This window comes from Subtercola frigoramans, assembly GCF_016907385.1.
Classification (GTDB): domain Bacteria; phylum Actinomycetota; class Actinomycetes; order Actinomycetales; family Microbacteriaceae; genus Subtercola; species Subtercola frigoramans.
The window spans coordinates 1,973,469-1,990,491 of the sequence record NZ_JAFBBU010000001.1 but is presented as its reverse complement, the minus strand read 5'-3'; the positions used below and the strand labels follow the sequence as shown (position 1 = coordinate 1,990,491).

Here is a 17,023-nt window from a genome sequence, read left to right as displayed (position 1 = left end):
GCACTCGTATTGACATCCATCGATATTGGAGCCAAGATTGACATATCGAATTCTGTCGATACAACGAGCCTCGTTACAAGCGCACAACCGCTCACTGAAGGAGAGATCGCATGACTGAAATCCGCATCTATGAATCGGCGCTGTGTTGCGACACCGGCGTCTGCGGGGTCGACGTGGACCAGAGCCTGGTCGACATCACCGCGACGGTGCGCAGCCTGCAGGAGCTGGGCGCCGACATCGAGCGCCACAATCTGGCCAGCGACCCTCTCTCCTTCACCACGGATGAGACGGTCCGCGCATTCATACACGTGGTCGGGTCGAGGGGCCTCACTCTCACCGTCGTCGATGGTGTGACCGTGGCGACGGGCGCATACCCGTCGCGCGAACAACTCATCGCATTCTCCGGGCTCACCAGCCGTGCCGTCCCAGACCCGGCACACACGCAGCTCGGACTCGCAGAGAAGTCGGCCACTGGATGCTGCGGCGGCGCGTCCGGATGCTGCTGAACTGAATCATGAAATTTCTCGAGAACCCTCCGCGTTTTCTGTTCTTCACAGGAAAGGGCGGAGTCGGCAAGACCTCGGTCGCCTGTGCGACGGCCGTGGAACTGGCTGGCCGTGGCCGACGTGTTCTGCTGGTGAGCACTGATCCGGCCTCGAACATCGGGCAGGTCTTCGGTCTCACCATTGGCAACACGGTGACCCCGATAGCCGGCGTCGACGGCCTATGGGCTCTCGAAATCGACCCGGAACATGCCGCTGCTGCCTATCGGGAGCGAATCATCGCACCGGTTCGTGGCCTGCTGCCCGACAGTGAAGGGGCGAACATCGCTGAGGGCCTCTCCGGGTCGTGCACGACCGAGATTGCTTCGTTCGACGAGTTCACCGAGTTGCTCACCGACGAGAGCCTGGTGCTCGAATACGACCACATCGTGTTCGACACGGCCCCCACCGGGCACACGATCCGGTTGCTGCAATTGCCAGGTTCGTGGACCGAGTTCCTTGATGCTGGCAAGGGTGACCCCTCCTGCCTCGGGCCGCTATCCGGGCTGGAGAAACACAAAGCCGTCTATGCAGCAGCCGTTGCCGCGCTCGCCGACCCGCATCGAACACGCCTGATTCTCGTCGCCCGGGCGCAGACCTCGTCTCTGGTCGAGATCGAACGCACTGCAGTCGAACTCGGTCGTGTCGGCATCGCCGGGGGCTATCTGGTGATCAACGGAGTGTTGCCGGACATCGCGGGAACAGAACCGATCGCAACCGCGGTCCGACAGCGCGAGTCAGCTGCGATCGCTGCGATTCCACTCGGGGTCGCGGGACTCCCCCTCGACGTGCTCGACCTCAAGGCCGGGAACATGATGGGTGTGAGCGCCCTCGCGACGCTGTTCGATGTCGATGCGGCCGCGCTCGCAGACCATGGTTCGGTCGAGGTCTCCGACGAGCCGCTCGGTCGATTTGTCGATGAGCTCGAGCAGCCCGGCCACGGACTCGTGCTGTGCATGGGCAAGGGCGGTGTAGGCAAGACGACGGTCGCCGCTGCGATCGCCGTGGCCCTGGCCGAGCGAGGCCACAATGTGCACTTGACGACCACCGACCCCGCCGCGCACCTCGCGGGAACGCTGCACGGCAGCCTCCCCGGACTTCGCGTATCGCGGATAGACCCCGAACAGGCCGTCCGTGAGTACCGCGAACACGTCATGGCGACGAAGGGAAAGAACCTCGATTCCGACGAGCGAGCAGCGCTCGCAGAAGACCTTCTCTCCCCCTGCACCGATGAGATTGCGGTCTTTCGCCAGTTCTCGCAGGCTGTTCACGAGGCACGCCGGGAGTTCGTGGTCGTCGACACCGCGCCGACAGGCCACACCCTGCTGCTTCTGGATGCGACGGGCTCCTATCACCGCGAAATCTCACGTCAGATCGGTGACAGTATGCCGTTCGTCACCCCGTTGATGCACCTGCAGGACCCTGCGCTGACGAAGGTCATCCTGGTCACGCTCGCCGAGACGACACCGGTGCTCGAAGCAGAGGAACTCCAGCACGATCTGCAGAGGGCAGGCATCGAACCGTGGGGCTGGGTCGTCAACAACTCCATCGCCGCTGCTCATCCCGGGACGCCGTTCCTTCAGGCGAGGGCCAGAAGTGAAGTCGAGCAGATTGAGAAGGTTCGTGGTCTGACCGAACGGGTGGCGATCATCCCGTTGCTCGCCGAAGAGCCGATCGGGCTCGACCGGCTGGCTGCGCTGACTGCTGTGGCCCCTCAGCCCGTGTGAACTAGCCAGAAGCGCCACCGTGGGAGCTTCGGCGCTCGATGAGGATGGTGTCGCGCCACGATCCGGCCAGGGGGCCGTAGGCCATGAGGGCGATGTGTTCCCGGCGCCCGACGACCCGGAATCCGTGTTTTTCGTGAAGCCTCAGGCTGGCGGTGTTCTCCGGGAAGATGCTGGACTGAATCGTCCAGATGCCAGCCTGTTCGGCGGCGTTGACGAGAGCTGCCAGGAGAAGGTGGCCGACTCCCCCGCCTCGGGCGGAATTGGCGATGTAGACCGAGTGTTCCACGACTCCGGCGTATACCGGCCGACTCGATACAGGCGACGCTGCAGCCCAGCCGATTACTGTGCCGTCGTCAACGGCGACGAGTCGGAGCTTGGAATGTTTGCCATTATCGAAAGCGTGCCACGTGGGCGGTTCTGGTTCGAAGGTCGCATGGCCGGTGGCAATTCCTTCGGCATAGATCCGTCGGACGTGGGGCCAGTCTGCTTCTTCCAGGCCACGTACCTGGATGGCAGTCATTTCGTCAGTAGCGCCTGGGCGCTCGATTCGAGTGCCTCAGGTACAACCCGGAAGTACGCCCATCTTCCGCGCTGTTCGCGCGTGATGAGACCGGCGTCGACAAGCTTGCTCATGTGGTGCGACACAGTCGGTTGTGACAGCCCGACGGGCGCCGTGAGGTCACAGATGCAGGCCTCCCCGTCGGGCCCTGCGGCAACGAGGGAGAGCAGACGCACGCGTGTCGGATCGCCGAGGGCTTTGAATACGTGGGCGATGCGCTCGGCCTGTGCGACGTCGAGCACGCCACCGGTCACGGTGGCGCAGCAGTTCGCGGTGTCTTCGGTCAGTGGGAGTGCGATGGCCATGTTCTCATGGTAAACCTCGTATTGACATTTGTCGATCTATCGGCGAACCTCTATGTATTGAAGTTAGTCGATATGAGGAGTCTATTGTGACCGAGCTGCTGCCCATCGTCGTCATCGGTGCGGGGCCTCAGGGCCTCGCGGCCGCCGCACACCTGTTGGAACACGGCATTGAACCGTTGGTGTTCGAGGCTGGCGCCGGCCCGGCGGCTGCGGTGTCGGAGTGGGGCCACGTACGCCTGTTCTCCGAGTGGCCCGAACTCGTCGATGCTGCTGCCTCGCGATTGCTCGCTCCAACGGGATGGGTCGCACCCACGAAGGGTTACCCGACCGGTGCGAAGTGGGTTTCTTCGTATCTCGCCCCGCTTGCTTCGGCGCTCGGTGACCGAATCCGCTACGGCACGCGTGTGACGGGCGTTGGCCGACGCGGTCGAGACCGGTTGGTCGACGCGGGTCGTGGCGAGCAACCATTCACGGTGCACGTCGTCGACGCTGAAGGTGTAGAGACGCGGGTGGATGCTCGGGCCGTGATCGACGCTTCGGGTACCTGGGCGCAGCCCAACCCGGCCGGTGCTGACGGGCTCCCAGCGTTGGGTGAGCGGGCGGCCGCGGACTTCGTGTCGTACCGGATTCCGAACTGTGCCGATGCCGAACAGTACGCCGGCAAGCACACAGTCGTCGTCGGGAGCGGGCATTCCGCCGCCACCGCGGTAATCGAACTGTCGCGAGTGGTGAAGCAGCACCCGAACACAAGGGTGACCTGGGCGCTTCGTCGTGGCACGGTCGGCAACACGTTCGGCGGAGGCCTGGCCGATGAGCTGCCTGCTCGCGGTGCACTCGGTACACGCGCCCAACAGCTTGTCGACACCGGTGTCGTAGACCTCGTCACCGGCTTTCGAGTCGAACAGATCCGCACTGATGGCGCCGGTGCTGTGCTCGTCTCTGAGGATGGTCGCGCCCTGCCGGTCGCGGAGAAGGTCGTGGTGTTGACAGGTTTCCGTCCGGACTTGTCGTTCTTGTCGGAGATTCGTTTGGAGCTCGACCCGACCCTGCAGGCTCCGGTGAGGATCGCGGCCGAGGTCGACCCGAACCTGCACAGTTGCGGGTAGGTGCAGGCGACGGGTGCGAGAGACCTGGCACAGCCCGAGAAGGATTTCTATCTTGTCGGGACTAAGTCCTACGGTCGCGCGCCCACGTTCCTAGCGATGACGGGATACGAGCAGGTGCGTAGCGTTGTCGCAGAGCTTGCCGGTGACCACGAAGCCGCAGCCGGTGTTGAGCTGGTGCTGCCGGACACCGGAGTGTGCGGTGGTGCTGGCTTGTTCGATGACCCGACAGGCGCGAAGGGCGGCGCGTGCTGCGCACCCGCTCCCACGTTCATCCAACTCGGCCGCGCGCCGATCAGCGTCTGACGGCGATGGATCTGCCTGTGAGTGTCACTTCCCGGCCCCCGCTGTGGAGACGCCTGTGTGCCGAATTCCTCGGTACCGGCCTGCTTGTCACGGTCGTCGTCGGATCTGGCGTGGCGGCGCAGCGACTCTCACCGACGGATGTCGGGCTGCAGTTGCTGGAGAACAGCATCACGACCGCGCTCGGCCTGACGGTGCTGATCCTTTTGTTCGGCTCGGTGTCGGGAGCGCACTTCAACCCGGTCGTCACCGCCACCGACTGGATGCTCGGCCGACGGGCTCAGACCGGACTCAGCCTGCCCGACGTCGGGGCATATGTCGTGGCGCAATGCCTGGGCGGTGTGGCCGGTGCTTTACTCGCGAATGCGATGTTCGACGTTCCGACGAGCATATCGACCACCGATCGGGCCACTGGCGGGCATCTGCTCAGTGAGGTCGTCGCGACTGCCGGCCTCATCATGCTGATCTTCGCTCTTGCCCGCACGGGGCGTGGTGCTCTCGCCGCACCAGCGGTCGGTGCGTACATCGGTGCGGCCTACTGGTTCACCAGTTCCACCTCGTTCGCGAACCCTGCCGTCACGGTAGCGCGAATGTTTTCTGATACCTTCGCCGGGATCGCACCCGGATCGGTGCCCGGGTACGTGGGTGCGCAGATCATCGGCTCCGCTCTGGCGATCGGTCTGCTGCTGGTGATCTTTCCCGTCGCCACGCGCGTTACCGCGTCTGTTGCCGAATCCGAACTGGACCGGCAGCTGGGCTGATCGATCCCACGCCGATCCGCTCATCCCGGGATCGTGGCCGGAGGTCGGTCACCCGGGCGTGAACTCGGCAGATGAGACGTGGCGGTATTCGTGTCAGACGCTCGTGAGCCAAGAGGGATCGATACCGAGAGTTGCCAGAACTTCGCCAACATTGACGACGATCTGATCCCGGATGATGCGCACCTCTTCGATCGGAAGCTCGGCTGGGTCTGCCAGTTCCCAGTCGCGGTAGCGGGTGCCGGGGTAGACCGGGCAGGCGTCGCCGCACCCCATGGTGATGACAATATCTGCGGCCTGCACGACATCATCGGTGAGCGGTTTGGGAAACTCGGTGCTCAGGTCGAGGCCGAGCTCGGCCATTGCCGCAACCACCGTCGGGTTCAACTGGTGCGCCGGGAGCGAACCGGCCGACCTCACATGCACGCGACCGCCCGAGAGAGCGTGGGTGAGCGCTGCGGCCATCTGTGAGCGACCGGCGTTCTGTTCGCACACGAACAGCACTTCGGGCACCAGGCTCTCGATCGCGCCCTTCGCCTGCGCCAGGGCGGTGAGGCGATCGGTCGCGAAACGAATGGTGTTGCTCGCGAGGTGAGCCCTGACCGTTGAGGTGCGAAGCAATGCCGTGTACGACTCGAGCACGTACCGTTCGACGGTTTCGGGGTTGAAGATGCCGGCGAACTTCTCCGACAGGTCGCTGGCAAGCCGGCGCAGGTATTCTTCGGGGTACGCCAGCCCGGGAAGGGCCTTCTGGGCGTCGAACGTGCCCATAAGAGTCAGACCGTCGCGGGCAGGAGCTCGGCGAGGAGCGCGGTGATGCGGGCCTTGATGTCGTCGCGGATGGGGCGAACGTCGTCGATGCTCTTGCCGCGGGGGTCGACCAGCTCCCAGTCCTCGTAACGTTTGCCGGGGAAGATCGGGCAGACGTCGCCGCAGCCCATTGTGATGACGACGTCGGAATCCTGCACCTGCTCGGTCGTCATCAACTGCGGGACGGCCTCGGAGATGTCGATGCCTTCTTCGGCCATGGCCTGCACGGCGATCGGGTTGATCTGGTCACCGGGCTCCGAGCCGCCAGAGCGCACTTCGACGGCGCCGCCAGACAGGGCACGCATGTAGCCGGCGGCCATCTGGGAGCGGCCTGCGTTGTGGATGCAGACGAAGAGTACGACGGGCTTTTCTGACATAGGGCTTCCTCACGGTCGTTTCTCAAAGCATAGATGGTTATCTATGCGTTTGGCTGCCGGATGATCACCTGTTCATGAATCGTTCACCGCGAGGCTGGCCAGCAGCGCTCGCACGCGCGCCTCGATGTCGCCGCGGATTTCACGCACCGTAGCCAGGGGCTGGCCGTCGGGGTCATCGATGCTCCAGTCGAGGTACGTGCGACCGGGGTAGACCGGGCATGCGTCTCCGCAGCCCATCGTGATGACGAAATCTGCCGCGCGTACTACTTCGTCCGTGAGCGGCTTCGGGAATTCACCCCCGACGGCAACGCCGATCTCGTCGAGCGCAGTGACGATCACCGAACGCATTGCGCTCGCCGGGGCCGATCCCGCGGTGCGCACGTGAACGCGGTCTCCTGCGAGATGCCTCAGGATGCCCGCCGCAAGTTGTGAGCGACCGGCGTTCTGCACGCAGACGAACAGCACCTCCGGAACCCGGCGTGACTCCCCCGGGTCGTATTTCGACGTGGTCTGGGTGGCGAGGGCGGAGAGTCGGTCGACTGTGAATGTCGAGGTGATTGATGCCACGTGGCTGGTGAGCTGCGACGTCGTGGACAGCAAGGTGAAACTCTCGGCGACGTAGCGATTGACCGTCTCGCGCGAGAACGTGCCAGAGAATCGGAGGGCGAGGTCGGCCGAGATCCGTTCGAGCACCTCGGGCTCGATGGCACGATCTGGCTCCCCCGGCAACAAGGCATCGACCCGGTCGCGTTGGTGCTCGGCGAGCGAGTACCAGACGCGACGACCGTCGGGGTGACGCTCGAGCAGATCCTGGTCCATCAGCGCCTTGACGTGGTGACTGACCGTGGGCTGGCGCAACTGGAGCTCGGTGGCCAGCTCGCCGACCCGCCGCCGACCGTCGGGGCTGTTGAGGATGAGCTGCATGATGCGGGCCCGCGTGGGGTTGGCGAGGAGTTTCAGGTCGCTGGGGGCTCGCAGGTCATCCATAGACCACAGTCTATGAGAGTGAGCACGGTGCGCGCTTAGCCGAAGACACCGTTCACGTAGTCGTAGGTGCGTGAGTCGATGGGCTTGGAGAACATCGCCTCGGTGTCGCCGTATTCGACGATGCCGCCGGGCTTGCCCTGCGATGCGAGGAAGAACGCGCACTGGGTGGAGACACGCTGGGCCTGCTGCATGTTGTGCGTGACGATGACGATGGTGACGTCGTTCACGAGCTCGAGCATGGTCTCTTCGATGACGCGAGTCGAGGTCGGGTCGAGGGCGGAACACGGCTCGTCCATGAGGAGAACCCGAGGGGTGACGGCGAGCGAGCGGGCGATGCAGAGGCGTTGCTGCTGGCCACCCGAGAGGCCGCCGCCCGGTGCGCGGAGGCGGTCGCGCACCTCCTTCCAGAGGCCGGCCTTGGTGAGGCAGCTCTCGACGAGGAAGTCGCGTTCGGCGCGGCCGACCTGGGTGCCGGTAAGTCGCAGGCCGGCGATGACGTTGTCGTAGATCGACATCGCCGGGAACGGGTTCGGCTTCTGGAAGACCATGCCGATGCTCTTGCGGGCGTCGACGAGCTTGCGGTCGGCGCTGTAGATGTCTTCGTGGTCGATGAGCACCTCGCCGGCCAGGCTCGCGGAGGGCACGAGCTCGTGCATGCGGTTCAGGATGCGCAGGAAGGTCGACTTGCCGCAGCCCGATGGGCCGATGAGCGAGGTGATCACACCGGCGGGCATCGTCAGCGAGACGCGGTCGAGCACCTGGTGGTCGCCGAACCACGCTGAGATGTTCTTGGCTTCGAGGGCGGCGAGGGGTGGGCGCTCGAGAACGGCTGTGGTGGCCTGGCCCCTGACTGTGCCGGCGGCGTAGCCGGGGGCCGTGCCGGGCAGTGGCGTGAGACCGCCGGATGCCGGGGGCACCCACGCGGCCGGGCTTCCGGCAGGCGGGGTCCAGTCGCGCGCTCCCGGGGTACCGACCCGCACGTAGGGAGCCGCACCCTTGGGCGGTTTGGGCGGCTTCGGCTCTCGGGGGGCCTTCGGCGGTTTGGGCGCCTTGACCGTCGAGGAGAAGACGCGTTTGTCGCGGCGCTTCTGGGCGGGGAGCACTTCCGTCTTGTCAGCGTCGGTAGCCACCGGGGCGGATGCCGGCACGATGGATGCCGTGGAGGGACCTTCAACGGGCAGTTCAACAGGCGGTTCTGCGGGCACTTCGGGGGGCGTGGCGGTGGCGTCAGTCATGGCGAATCATTTCTCTGGCACGAACGGGTTCTTGCGAAGGGGTGGGGTGCAGCATCCATCAGGGTCTGCCAGTGCTGTGACCGGCTCACAGCAGGTTGGGCAACAGCAGGGTCATCTGGTTCGCCACATAGAGCGCGGCGAGCACGGAGAGCGGGAGGAACACGACCCAGGTCTTCTGCGGGCCGATCTTGCGGTACGCCCAGACGGCGGCGATCTCGACCGCCAGCAGGAACTGCAGGGCGAAGACGAGCGCCCACACGGTCGAGGTGTCGGTCGCCATGGCCTGCTGGGTGGCCGGCAGGGCGAGGTAGGTCGTCTGGCGTTTGCCAGCCGGCTGCACTTCGGAGGCGAGTGCGGAATCGACGTAGGCGATCGCGTTCGGAATGTACGCGGGACCTCGGGCGGTGATCATTGTCAGCCGGCTGGTGCCGCCCTGGAAGGTGGGAACCGGGTCGCCGGCATAGCGCACACCGATCACCGAGAAGGTCTGCGTGCCCTGGCCGGTGAGCACGGTGAAGCGGTCGCCTGGGGCGAGCTCCTGGATGCGCGAGAACGGCCCGCCGTACGCAGCAGCGCGGCCCATGACGGTGCTGATTCCGGCCTGGCCGGGCAGAACAGAATCCCGCCGGTGACCCGGGCCGTTCTTCAGAATGTCTGCCGACGTGCCTTCGGAGATGACCTCGTGCACGCCGATCGACGGGATGTCGATGATGCCGAGCGGTGCGCCGTCAGCCACGAGCTTGTCGTCGAAGGTTGCCTCGCTCACGGGTGTGGTGCCTGCGGCGAGCTCGACGCGCAGCTCGTTCGACTGCTGCTGCTGGGCCACCGCGTGCTGCACGTGGCTGAGGATCATGAGGTTCGCCGCGAAGGCGAACAGCATGACGGCGACGAGCAGAAGCACGCCCCGGATGATCGTCTGAGCCGGCCCGAGAGGAATGACGGGCATCGCTGAGGCCGGCGGGCGGCGCGGCGGTCGCGGTGGCCGTGCCGCTTTGGGGACCTTCGGCGGTTTCGGAGGTCTCGGTGGGCGGGGTGGAGTCGGGCCGGCCGGTGTGCCGCCGAGAGGCGCTTCGATGGTGGCGGTCATGCGACGCCCTCCCCGAGGCTCGGCGAACTGGCGACGACTGCGCCTTCGAATTCGGCCTCACGGATGATCCGCACCACCGAATACGTGCCGATGGCGAGAATCAGCAGAACGAGAAGGAACCACGGCAGCACGAACATGAATCCATCGCGGGTGACGGGCGTCAGCTCAGTGCCCTGCACGACAGGCGGCGGAACGAAGGTGACGTGGGTGGTGTGGAACGTCCACTGCCCGAGGCCAGTGAAGGTCGCGTCGACGGTGCGAGACTCGTCGGGTTTCAGGGCGGCGATGGGTACAGCATCCACTCGGCTGATCTCGTTGCCGAACGGGCCGACGATCACGAAATCGGCGGTCGAGTCGATGGTCTCTGTGGAGACGTTGTGCACCGTGATCTGCGCGTGCGATTCGCCGGCGAGTGGATTGATGCTCCAGGCGTAGTCGGAGGTCACGCCGCTGAGAAAGATGAGGCCGCCCAGATCGAATTCACCCGGGGCCGCGACGGGCTTGTTCGTCGAAGGAGTGGTCGGTGTGACGACGGTTGACGAACCGGAACCCGTGTTCGATTTCGACGGTGAGGCTTTGGTGCCCGCGGGGTTTGTGGATGTCACGGCCGAACTCGTGGGTGAACCCGCCACGGTCACGGTGATGCCCACTCCCCCGGAGCTGTCATCGGCCATCGCCGCGCTCGTACCGAATACCGCGGTGGCGACGGTAGCCATCGCAAGGGTCACCGCCACCCGGGCTGCTATCGCTCGCCTTCTCGATTTCACCGTGTTACCGGGAGGAGTCGGGCGCTGGCGCCTCGTTTATGGATGCGGCCCCGGATGTTGCGGCGGTGGATGATGCGCCGGCGGCGACGAGTTCTTCTGTCGCGCGGCGGCGAGCTTCTGCCTCGGTGTAGGCGGCCCAGGCGATGGCGTTCTTCTCGTCGCGCTTGCGGCGAATGCGCAGGACCAGCCAAACGATCAGCACGATGATGAGGATGATCACGAGCCACCACGGCATGGCGATGAGTACGGTGTCGCGGTTCACCGTGGTCAGCGGGCCCGGGTTCAGCGCTTCGGGGTCGATCGTCGGGGCGAGGCTGATGTACGGGTTGAGGTAGCCGAGCTGGGCGACACCGGGGACGGTGACCGAGACGGTTCTTGTGCTGCCGGGGAGCATCTCCTTGAGTTCCGTACGCACCTGGCCCGCCGCAGCAATGCCCAGGTACGTGTTGACTCCGACGACGGTGTTCGCGCCGAGCGCCACGTTTCCGTTGTTCTTCACGGTGTAGGTGACGGTCGCTGAACCATCAAACGGATTGAACTGCTGGTCGTAGGTCGCGGCGATGCTGCTGATGGTGAGGGCTGCCTGGAGGGCGCCCTCGACGCGGGCGTAGAGGCGTGTGGCTACGCGGCGATCAACGAGAACCTGGCCGTCGGGCGTGAGTACAGAGATGACGATTCCTGCTGCGTGGTCGCCGGGCGAGGCGTCGGCCGGCACATCCAGGGTGAAGGGCACGATCTGGGTGGCTCCCGGGTCGAGCGGGATGGAGAGTTGCTTTGCCCCGTTCGCGAACGACACCCAGTTGCCTGCGTCGGTGGGGGTCGCATCGGTGTCGAGCAGGCCATACGAACCGTCGTCGGTGTTGTAGGCGTCAGTCGCGAAGACCTTCATGGTCTGGGGAACGGTACCGGTGTTCTTGACCTGGTAGAAGTCGTCGATGTGCTGGCCAGGCGCGAGTTGATAGCTGAATCGCGACCGATCGTCTGTCGACTTGCCGTCAGAGGGTGCACCGGAGATTCCGGCGGTGTCGTCGGCCCGCGCGCTGCTTGCCGATTGGAACGAGACCATCAGTCCGGCGAGGAAAAGGGCAGCAATGGCGAATGCGAGAAGGCGTTTGAGCAGTGAGGGCAGGGCTGTGATATCGGGCACAGTACATTTATCCAAACTCAGTTGGCGGGAGTCGGTCGGGAAGCTGAACCGGAGGTGAACAAGGGGCGCCGAACGGTTCTGCTGTCACCCCAAAAGGAGGGGCCGCTTGCGCGACCCCTCCCCTGGTTCAGTGCTGTGGAGCGGATGTTACTTCGAAGCCAGCGTGACGGTGAGCTTCGCGGTGTAGGTACCAGCCGGCGTGTTGGCGGGAGCGACAAGCGTCAGTCCAGCGTCGAGGTCGGTTGCGGCGATCGCGGTGCCTGCGGCAGCGCTTGCGAACGGCGCCGGGTTGACGGCGGAGCCGGCGACCTGGGCTGCTGCGAGGGTGACACCGGCAGGAAGCGTGGTGCCGGCTGCGGCCTTGGCCGCGACACCGAGCTGCTTTTTGTCGATCGTCTTGGTGCTGTCAGCCGTGTTGGTGAAGTTCGTGACCGAAGTGGTCAGGTCCCAACCCTTGGCAGTGACGACGCGCGTGTCCTGAACGGTGAACTTACCGAGGTCACCGGTCGAGGTCGAGAGCTGGTTGACCAGGGTCGCTGCACCAAGTGTGGTGGTGGAGCTGGCCGGGGCGACCAGGTTCAGGGTGCCATCCTGTGCGGCAATGGTGGTAGCCGACAAGTTCTGGTCGAAGGTACCGCTGGCGGGCGGCGGCGGGGTGACGACGCCCGTGACGTACGGGGTCCAGAGGCCGGTGCCGGCTTCGATGCTGATGGTCGTGTAGTACACAGCACCCGACGCGATGTTCACGCCGTTGTCCTTGGTGAACGCAACGCCGAGGCTGTAGTTACCACCAGCAGCCTTGACGGACGCCTGGCCGGGAAGGCCGTTGATCATGGCGTCGAGCTCGCCTGCGGGGAGCAGGACGGTCTTGGCGACAGGGTCAGCGAACGCGCTCGGAGCCCACGAGGAGTACGTGTTCGTGTTGCGCTCGGTACCGACAGCGGCGACGAACACCTTGACGCCGGTGGCGTCTGCCGGTCCGGTGAAGTAGTTCGCGAAGTCGTTCGCAGCGCCGACGACCGGTGAACCAGAAACGTCGGTGTTGTAGTTGAGCACGGTGCCTGCGAGCACGGGTTCGCCGGTGCCGGAGTCGACGAGGTAGTACGCACCGGTCGAGCCGACGGGTGCGGGCGGCACGCCGGGTGCTGCCTGGGCAGTCAGCGACGTCGCGCCGATGAGCGCGCCGGCGATGATGCCGACTGATGCCAAACGAATGGCATTCTTCTTGATCATTTCTAGCCTTTCAGAGGTGTGTGGAGAGGAAGGGAAACTAGGAGAGGTTGGCACGCTGGGTGTTGGTGGTCGACGGTGCGAGGAAGCCGAACTTCTTCTTTACGGCACCGGCAGTTGCCGGGCTCGTGCCGAAGTTGGTGAGGCTCTTTGCAGCCGAGGTGTTGACGAGCGAAGCCAGGCCAGCGTCGTACGTGGCGCTGGTCGGGTCGACGCGAGCGAACTCGACGACGATGTAGGTGTCGCGGCCGAACGTGGTGTTGGCGTAGAACGGAGCGTCAGGAACGAGCGCGGTGCCCGAACCGGTGAAGGCGACAACGCCGCCGATGGCGCCGAGCGAAACGCCCGAGCCGGCGATGGTGTTGGTGCCCGTGGCGCCGTTGGACTGCGCGATCCAGCTGGCAGCCGAGAAGGGAACGATCTGGATCGTGTTCGCGGCGGGGGTCAGCTGGGTAGCGTCGTTCTCCTGCAGGGTGGTGGTTGCAGCATCCGGAACACCAGCAGGTGAGTTGCCGACGCCGAGTGCGCCGACCCAGAACTTGCGGGTTCCCGAACCATCCTGGGGAAGACGGGGAACAACGGTGACGCCACCGACGGAGGTGAGCGTGCCGTTGTAGAGCGAGGTCAGGTCAGCAGAGCTCAGGGTGTCGATGCCCGCAGCAGAGGTGACGCCGGCGCCGAACTTGTATGCATACGAAACGGCGTCACGCGAGAACGGGGTGTAGAGAAGCGGGCCGGTCGGGTTGGCCGAGGGGCCGCTTGATGAACGAGCAAGGTCGACCTGGCCCGTGATGGACTTGGTGAGACCGTTCTTGACCCAGTTGGCGCCATCGATGGAGCGGCTCAGAGCCTTGACTCCGTCGCCCGAACCCGAGGGGCGGCCGAAGGTCGGGCCAGCAGGCTTGACCTGGATGGAAGTTGAACCGAAAGCGTCGTACGAACCGATCGAGGAACCCGAAGCGGTGACGCGAACACTCGCGCCACTGATCGAGGTACCGTTGGCCAGAGCGTTGACTGCATCCTGAAGGGTGTCGGAACCGACCAGCACGTAGCTGTTGGAGACAGGCTCCGCGTAAGCGGCGGGAGCGGAGAAAGCGATGCCGGCAACGGCGACGCCCAGAGCTGCTGCAACTGCAACAACCTTATTGATCTTCACTGTGGGGATTCCTTTCGGGAGGGTTTACCGTGCAACGGCAAGCGCAGTCGCATCGACTTGGTGCGAACGGCGTCAATCGTTGCCGTCGTTCACGGGTGCCAAGAATGTGGGGCATCATCGTCTTCTCCTGATGCGGGAGACGAAGGGAACAGCCAACGCGAACCCGAGGCCGGCGATGATGCTCGCTGGCAGGGCTGCGGGGAGTGCTCCCGACGTGGGGTCTGCAGGGGTCGGGTCGCCGAGAAGTGGGGCGGCCGCAGCGCCTGTGGGGGCTGGGTCTGTGGGAGTCGCGACCGGCTGGGCAGCGACGGACGCGACCTGCGACGAGGAGGTGCCGGCCGACGAGCTCTGCAGGGGTTTCGTTGTGGCCTGTGCGGCAGACGAAGCGGATGGGCTGGGAGTCGGCGTCGCCGTGGTGGGAAGTGCCCCACCGATTGTCGTCGCCGCGGCCAGTGCCTGCGTCTCCCACGCATCGGGGATCGGGGCGTAACCATCGGGCAGCTGGCCCAATGCCGTGCCCGGTGCCTGGCCGGCACCCACTGCGTAGCGGATGAACGCGGCATAGTCCTTGCGGATCGAGGTCGGATCGGTGGCTGCAGGATCCTTCATCGCCGGGTTGACTGCTGCGTAGACGGGCATCGTGAGCGGGTATGCAGCCTCGGCGGTTTTGGCAGATACAGAGGTGGGGTCGAAACCCACTACTTGGGGCTGTTTCGTGTCTGGCGTCATCGCGGCAGCGGCGGCGGCCAGCGAATCTGTCGTCGCTGTGACGTACTTGCCGGCAGGGTTTCGTAGAGCCGCGGTGAACAGCTGGTACTTCGAGGCGGAAGCGGTGCTCGTGATACCCATGACTTTCTGATATCCAGGAATGTTTCGCGCAGCTTTGGTGTACTTCACAGGCGGACCAGGGTCAGAGCTCCCGTAGTCCTGCCCATCGCCTCGCAGAACTGCGATTCCACCCGCGTCGAAGCTGTTTGTATACGGGCGCCACGTCACCAGGTTGATTGCAGGGTCGTTTGCTGTGGCCGCTCGCTCAATGGGGCTGGGCTTGGGAAAGCTATCTGTGGGGAGGACGAGCCCCGAGTGCGTCGGATTGATGTCGGGATTGGTGGAAGACCAGGGATTGACTTTCATGCCCCAGGGATCTGGCACGCCGTTCAGGAAGTCAACCGCGTCTTTGTCGCTCATGACGTACTTCCACATCGCCGATGCTGCGTCGGAGTGGCCGAGCGGCTCGAGCATGTCTGCAACTGCAGGATCGGCGATGGCTTGGCAACCCCACTCTGGGCCATTGATCTCAATGAACTCCTTGTCCCAGGTGATGTTTCTGGCATTCGGGCCCGGTTCAGATGGGCTCTTGTAGCCGACCTCGGACTTATCGGCGAAGTTGGGCAGGGATTCCCAGTAGGAGTAACTCAGAAGCTTTGCAACCAGCCGTGGTGTCAGCTTCAGTTCTGTGAATGGCAGATGGTTCTGTGACGTGTACGTTTTCAAATCATCGGCAGAGACAGCCGGGCAGGTCGACTTCACGGTCCTATCTAAAGCGAAGGCGATTGTGGCGCCAGTCAGTGCGACTGGTGCGTACGTCAGTGAGTCTGTTCCGTCGGTTTGGAGCGCGCTCGAGGTCAGCGCGAGTGGCTGAGGGTCTGTGCTGTTGGCAGCCGTTGCCGCGTCGGATTCGGGCTGGCCGATGAGCGCATACGTTGCTCCGCCGGGGGCGGTGCAGAGCTGCGGCTGCCAGGAGCGTACGGCACCTTCGATCAGCTGGCTGCCAGCAAGCTGCCTGATCGCAGCACCGAGGGTGCACCGGAGCCCAACCGGCTGGAAGTCGAGCTTCACAGCCAGTTTGTGTTTCCACACGTTGTAATCGAGACCCGATTGCTTCGTGCCCGAGTACGAGTATCCAGGATCGGTTTCACCCCGAGGGAGGATCACAAGCCAGCACGGGGTTCCAGAGACGACATTGGCAGTCGTCACAGGCGTGCCACAGCCCAAGCCAGCAGCTTGCGTGGCTGTCTGGATCTCGAATTTCACAGATCCGTCGCCGTTGGGGCCTGAGCCTGCCCAGCTGACTTCATTCGTCGTCAGCTTGGTGAAGTACTGGTTGTTTGCAGGGTCAGTGGCGTTGGGCACAAACTTACTGTCTGCGACCAGCGCTACAGTCTTGGTGGCATCGTCGCCCGGATAGGGTTTGAACGGTATCGACGTCAAGCCCGTACTGGTTTCAGTCGCCGGCACCGTATACGACTTGTCTTGATCCGCGACCGGATCACCGGTTCCGATGTTCGAGAATCGGCTTGCGCCAGTGGTGATGAAGCTGCCGTACTGGCACGTTGTCCTGTCGGGCTGCGAGGCGTCGAGAGGGTCGTTTCCCCAACACTGCATGATCTGCAAGTAGTCTCCACCGCCACTCGTGCCACCAGGCGACGTCGAACTGGGTGGGGTCGAGGGTTTTCCGCCCGTCCAGCTCACCTTGATGCCCTGGGCCTGCAAGTCCTTCGTCTGCGAGACGGTCACCTTGAGGTCGGGGAGGGGCGCGTTGGCCTTGTCAGGGTCCTGGTCAGCGACCGACACCGTCACAGCGCTCGAGACAGCCGCCTGCGCCGATGTCGCCGGAATCACGACCCCGCCCAGCGTCACGATCGCCCCGACGGCGAGGCCGCCGATGATGCCCGAGAGCCCCGAGTGAACGAGGGTTCGGCGCCGCGACAGGCGGTGACGGGGTGCTGAAGACAAGGCAAACTCCAAGCTGGAAACCAGCGGTTTCGAAGAGGAACGGCACAAAAGTAGGGGCGGAGAGTGTCGCCCAGATGAACGACGTGATAACGAGTACTGCTTCGGAGATTTCACAATGGGGCGGGCGCTTCGGGGCAGAATGGCGCAGCGGAGACACCCCAGACCGAGCGCGCTTCAGGGGTGTGATCGGGGTG

At 64.6% G+C, this 17,023-nt stretch carries 15 protein-coding genes and 1 pseudogene; 4 read left to right on the top strand and 12 right to left on the bottom strand.

The window, feature by feature from the left end:
* Window positions 1–110 precede the first annotated feature (110 nt).
* Both arsD and arsA read left to right on the top strand, forming a co-directional pair.
* Complete coding sequence (gene arsD / locus JOE66_RS09330) at window positions 111–506, top strand: arsenite efflux transporter metallochaperone ArsD (protein ID WP_205108796.1); 396 nt, start codon at window positions 111–113, stop codon at window positions 504–506.
* 8 nt (window positions 507–514) lie between these two features.
* Complete coding sequence (gene arsA, locus JOE66_RS09325; RefSeq protein WP_205108794.1) at window positions 515–2,269, top strand: arsenical pump-driving ATPase; 1,755 nt, start codon at window positions 515–517, stop codon at window positions 2,267–2,269.
* A gap of 1 nt (window position 2,270) precedes the next feature.
* On the opposite strand, the gene JOE66_RS09320 is transcribed toward arsA, so the two are convergent.
* Together JOE66_RS09320 and JOE66_RS09315 are read right to left on the bottom strand one after the other, a co-directional pair.
* Window positions 2,271–2,789: a GNAT family N-acetyltransferase gene (locus tag JOE66_RS09320; protein WP_205108791.1), complete on the bottom strand. Its 519-nt coding sequence runs from the start codon at window positions 2,787–2,789 to the stop codon at window positions 2,271–2,273.
* Window positions 2,786–3,133 (bottom strand): ArsR/SmtB family transcription factor, encoded by a 348-nt coding sequence (locus tag JOE66_RS09315; protein WP_205108789.1) that lies wholly within the window; start codon window positions 3,131–3,133, stop codon window positions 2,786–2,788. The genes JOE66_RS09320 and JOE66_RS09315 overlap by 4 nt, the downstream gene beginning before the upstream one ends.
* 95 nt (window positions 3,134–3,228) lie before the next feature.
* On the opposite strand from JOE66_RS09315, the pseudogene JOE66_RS09310 reads away from it, so the two are divergent.
* Both JOE66_RS09310 and JOE66_RS09305 read left to right on the top strand, forming a co-directional pair.
* Window positions 3,229–4,542: pseudogene (locus JOE66_RS09310) on the top strand (NAD(P)-binding domain-containing protein).
* A gap of 5 nt (window positions 4,543–4,547) precedes the next feature.
* Window positions 4,548–5,300: an MIP/aquaporin family protein gene (locus JOE66_RS09305; RefSeq protein WP_205108787.1), complete on the top strand. Its 753-nt coding sequence runs from the start codon at window positions 4,548–4,550 to the stop codon at window positions 5,298–5,300.
* Between the two features lie 93 nt (window positions 5,301–5,393).
* On the opposite strand, the gene JOE66_RS09300 is transcribed toward JOE66_RS09305, so the two are convergent.
* The 10 genes from JOE66_RS09300 to JOE66_RS09255 all read right to left on the bottom strand — a co-directional run bounded on the left by JOE66_RS09300 (window position 5,394) and on the right by JOE66_RS09255 (window position 16,829).
* Window positions 5,394–6,068: an arsenate reductase ArsC gene (locus JOE66_RS09300; RefSeq protein ID WP_205108785.1), complete on the bottom strand. Its 675-nt coding sequence runs from the start codon at window positions 6,066–6,068 to the stop codon at window positions 5,394–5,396.
* A gap of 5 nt (window positions 6,069–6,073) precedes the next feature.
* A complete protein-coding gene (locus tag JOE66_RS09295) occupies window positions 6,074–6,484 on the bottom strand; it encodes an arsenate reductase ArsC (RefSeq protein ID WP_205108783.1) in 411 nt (136 codons plus the stop codon).
* A 72-nt stretch (window positions 6,485–6,556) separates the two neighbouring features.
* Window positions 6,557–7,471, bottom strand: a complete 915-nt coding sequence (locus tag JOE66_RS09290) for a metalloregulator ArsR/SmtB family transcription factor (protein ID WP_205108781.1) — start codon at window positions 7,469–7,471, stop codon at window positions 6,557–6,559.
* Between the two features lie 35 nt (window positions 7,472–7,506).
* Window positions 7,507–8,256, bottom strand: coding sequence for a phosphate ABC transporter ATP-binding protein (locus JOE66_RS09285; RefSeq protein WP_307827291.1), 750 nt, complete (start codon window positions 8,254–8,256; stop codon window positions 7,507–7,509).
* Window positions 8,257–8,791: 535 nt separating this feature from the next.
* The gene (locus tag JOE66_RS09280; RefSeq protein WP_239518266.1) at window positions 8,792–9,793 is read right to left on the bottom strand and encodes a sortase; all 1,002 of its coding nucleotides are present in this window, start codon (window positions 9,791–9,793) and stop codon (window positions 8,792–8,794) included.
* On the bottom strand, window positions 9,790–10,509 hold the full coding sequence (locus JOE66_RS09275; RefSeq protein WP_205108779.1) for a hypothetical protein: 720 nt from the start codon (window positions 10,507–10,509) through the stop codon (window positions 9,790–9,792). Before JOE66_RS09275 ends, JOE66_RS09280 begins: the two co-directional genes overlap by 4 nt.
* A 55-nt stretch (window positions 10,510–10,564) precedes the next feature.
* Window positions 10,565–11,707, bottom strand: coding sequence for a WxL protein peptidoglycan domain-containing protein (locus tag JOE66_RS09270; protein ID WP_205108777.1), 1,143 nt, complete (start codon window positions 11,705–11,707; stop codon window positions 10,565–10,567).
* Window positions 11,708–11,854: 147 nt separating this feature from the next.
* Window positions 11,855–12,940, bottom strand: a complete 1,086-nt coding sequence (locus JOE66_RS09265) for a hypothetical protein (RefSeq protein WP_205108775.1) — start codon at window positions 12,938–12,940, stop codon at window positions 11,855–11,857.
* Window positions 12,941–12,977: 37 nt separating this feature from the next.
* Window positions 12,978–14,093, bottom strand: coding sequence for a hypothetical protein (locus JOE66_RS09260; RefSeq protein ID WP_205108773.1), 1,116 nt, complete (start codon window positions 14,091–14,093; stop codon window positions 12,978–12,980).
* A gap of 114 nt (window positions 14,094–14,207) precedes the next feature.
* Window positions 14,208–16,829 (bottom strand): hypothetical protein, encoded by a 2,622-nt coding sequence (locus JOE66_RS09255; RefSeq protein WP_205108771.1) that lies wholly within the window; start codon window positions 16,827–16,829, stop codon window positions 14,208–14,210.
* Window positions 16,830–17,023 lie beyond the last annotated feature (194 nt).

Excerpts from the sequence above, each read along its gene's own strand:
- arsD (WP_205108796.1), top strand. The coding sequence starts at position 111 with ATGACTGAAATCCGCATCTATGAATCGGCGCTGTGTTGCGACACCGGC.
- arsA (WP_205108794.1), top strand. The coding sequence starts at position 515 with ATGAAATTTCTCGAGAACCCTCCGCGTTTTCTGTTCTTCACAGGAAAG.
- JOE66_RS09320 (WP_205108791.1), bottom strand. The coding sequence starts at position 2,789 with ATGACTGCCATCCAGGTACGTGGCCTGGAAGAAGCAGACTGGCCCCAC.
- JOE66_RS09315 (WP_205108789.1), bottom strand. The coding sequence starts at position 3,133 with ATGGCCATCGCACTCCCACTGACCGAAGACACCGCGAACTGCTGCGCC.
- JOE66_RS09305 (WP_205108787.1), top strand. The coding sequence starts at position 4,548 with ATGGATCTGCCTGTGAGTGTCACTTCCCGGCCCCCGCTGTGGAGACGC.
- JOE66_RS09300 (WP_205108785.1), bottom strand. The coding sequence starts at position 6,068 with ATGGGCACGTTCGACGCCCAGAAGGCCCTTCCCGGGCTGGCGTACCCC.
- JOE66_RS09295 (WP_205108783.1), bottom strand. The coding sequence starts at position 6,484 with ATGTCAGAAAAGCCCGTCGTACTCTTCGTCTGCATCCACAACGCAGGC.
- JOE66_RS09290 (WP_205108781.1), bottom strand. The coding sequence starts at position 7,471 with ATGGATGACCTGCGAGCCCCCAGCGACCTGAAACTCCTCGCCAACCCC.
- JOE66_RS09280 (WP_239518266.1), bottom strand. The coding sequence starts at position 9,793 with ATGACCGCCACCATCGAAGCGCCTCTCGGCGGCACACCGGCCGGCCCG.
- JOE66_RS09275 (WP_205108779.1), bottom strand. The coding sequence starts at position 10,509 with ATGGCTACCGTCGCCACCGCGGTATTCGGTACGAGCGCGGCGATGGCC.
- JOE66_RS09265 (WP_205108775.1), bottom strand. The coding sequence starts at position 12,940 with ATGATCAAGAAGAATGCCATTCGTTTGGCATCAGTCGGCATCATCGCC.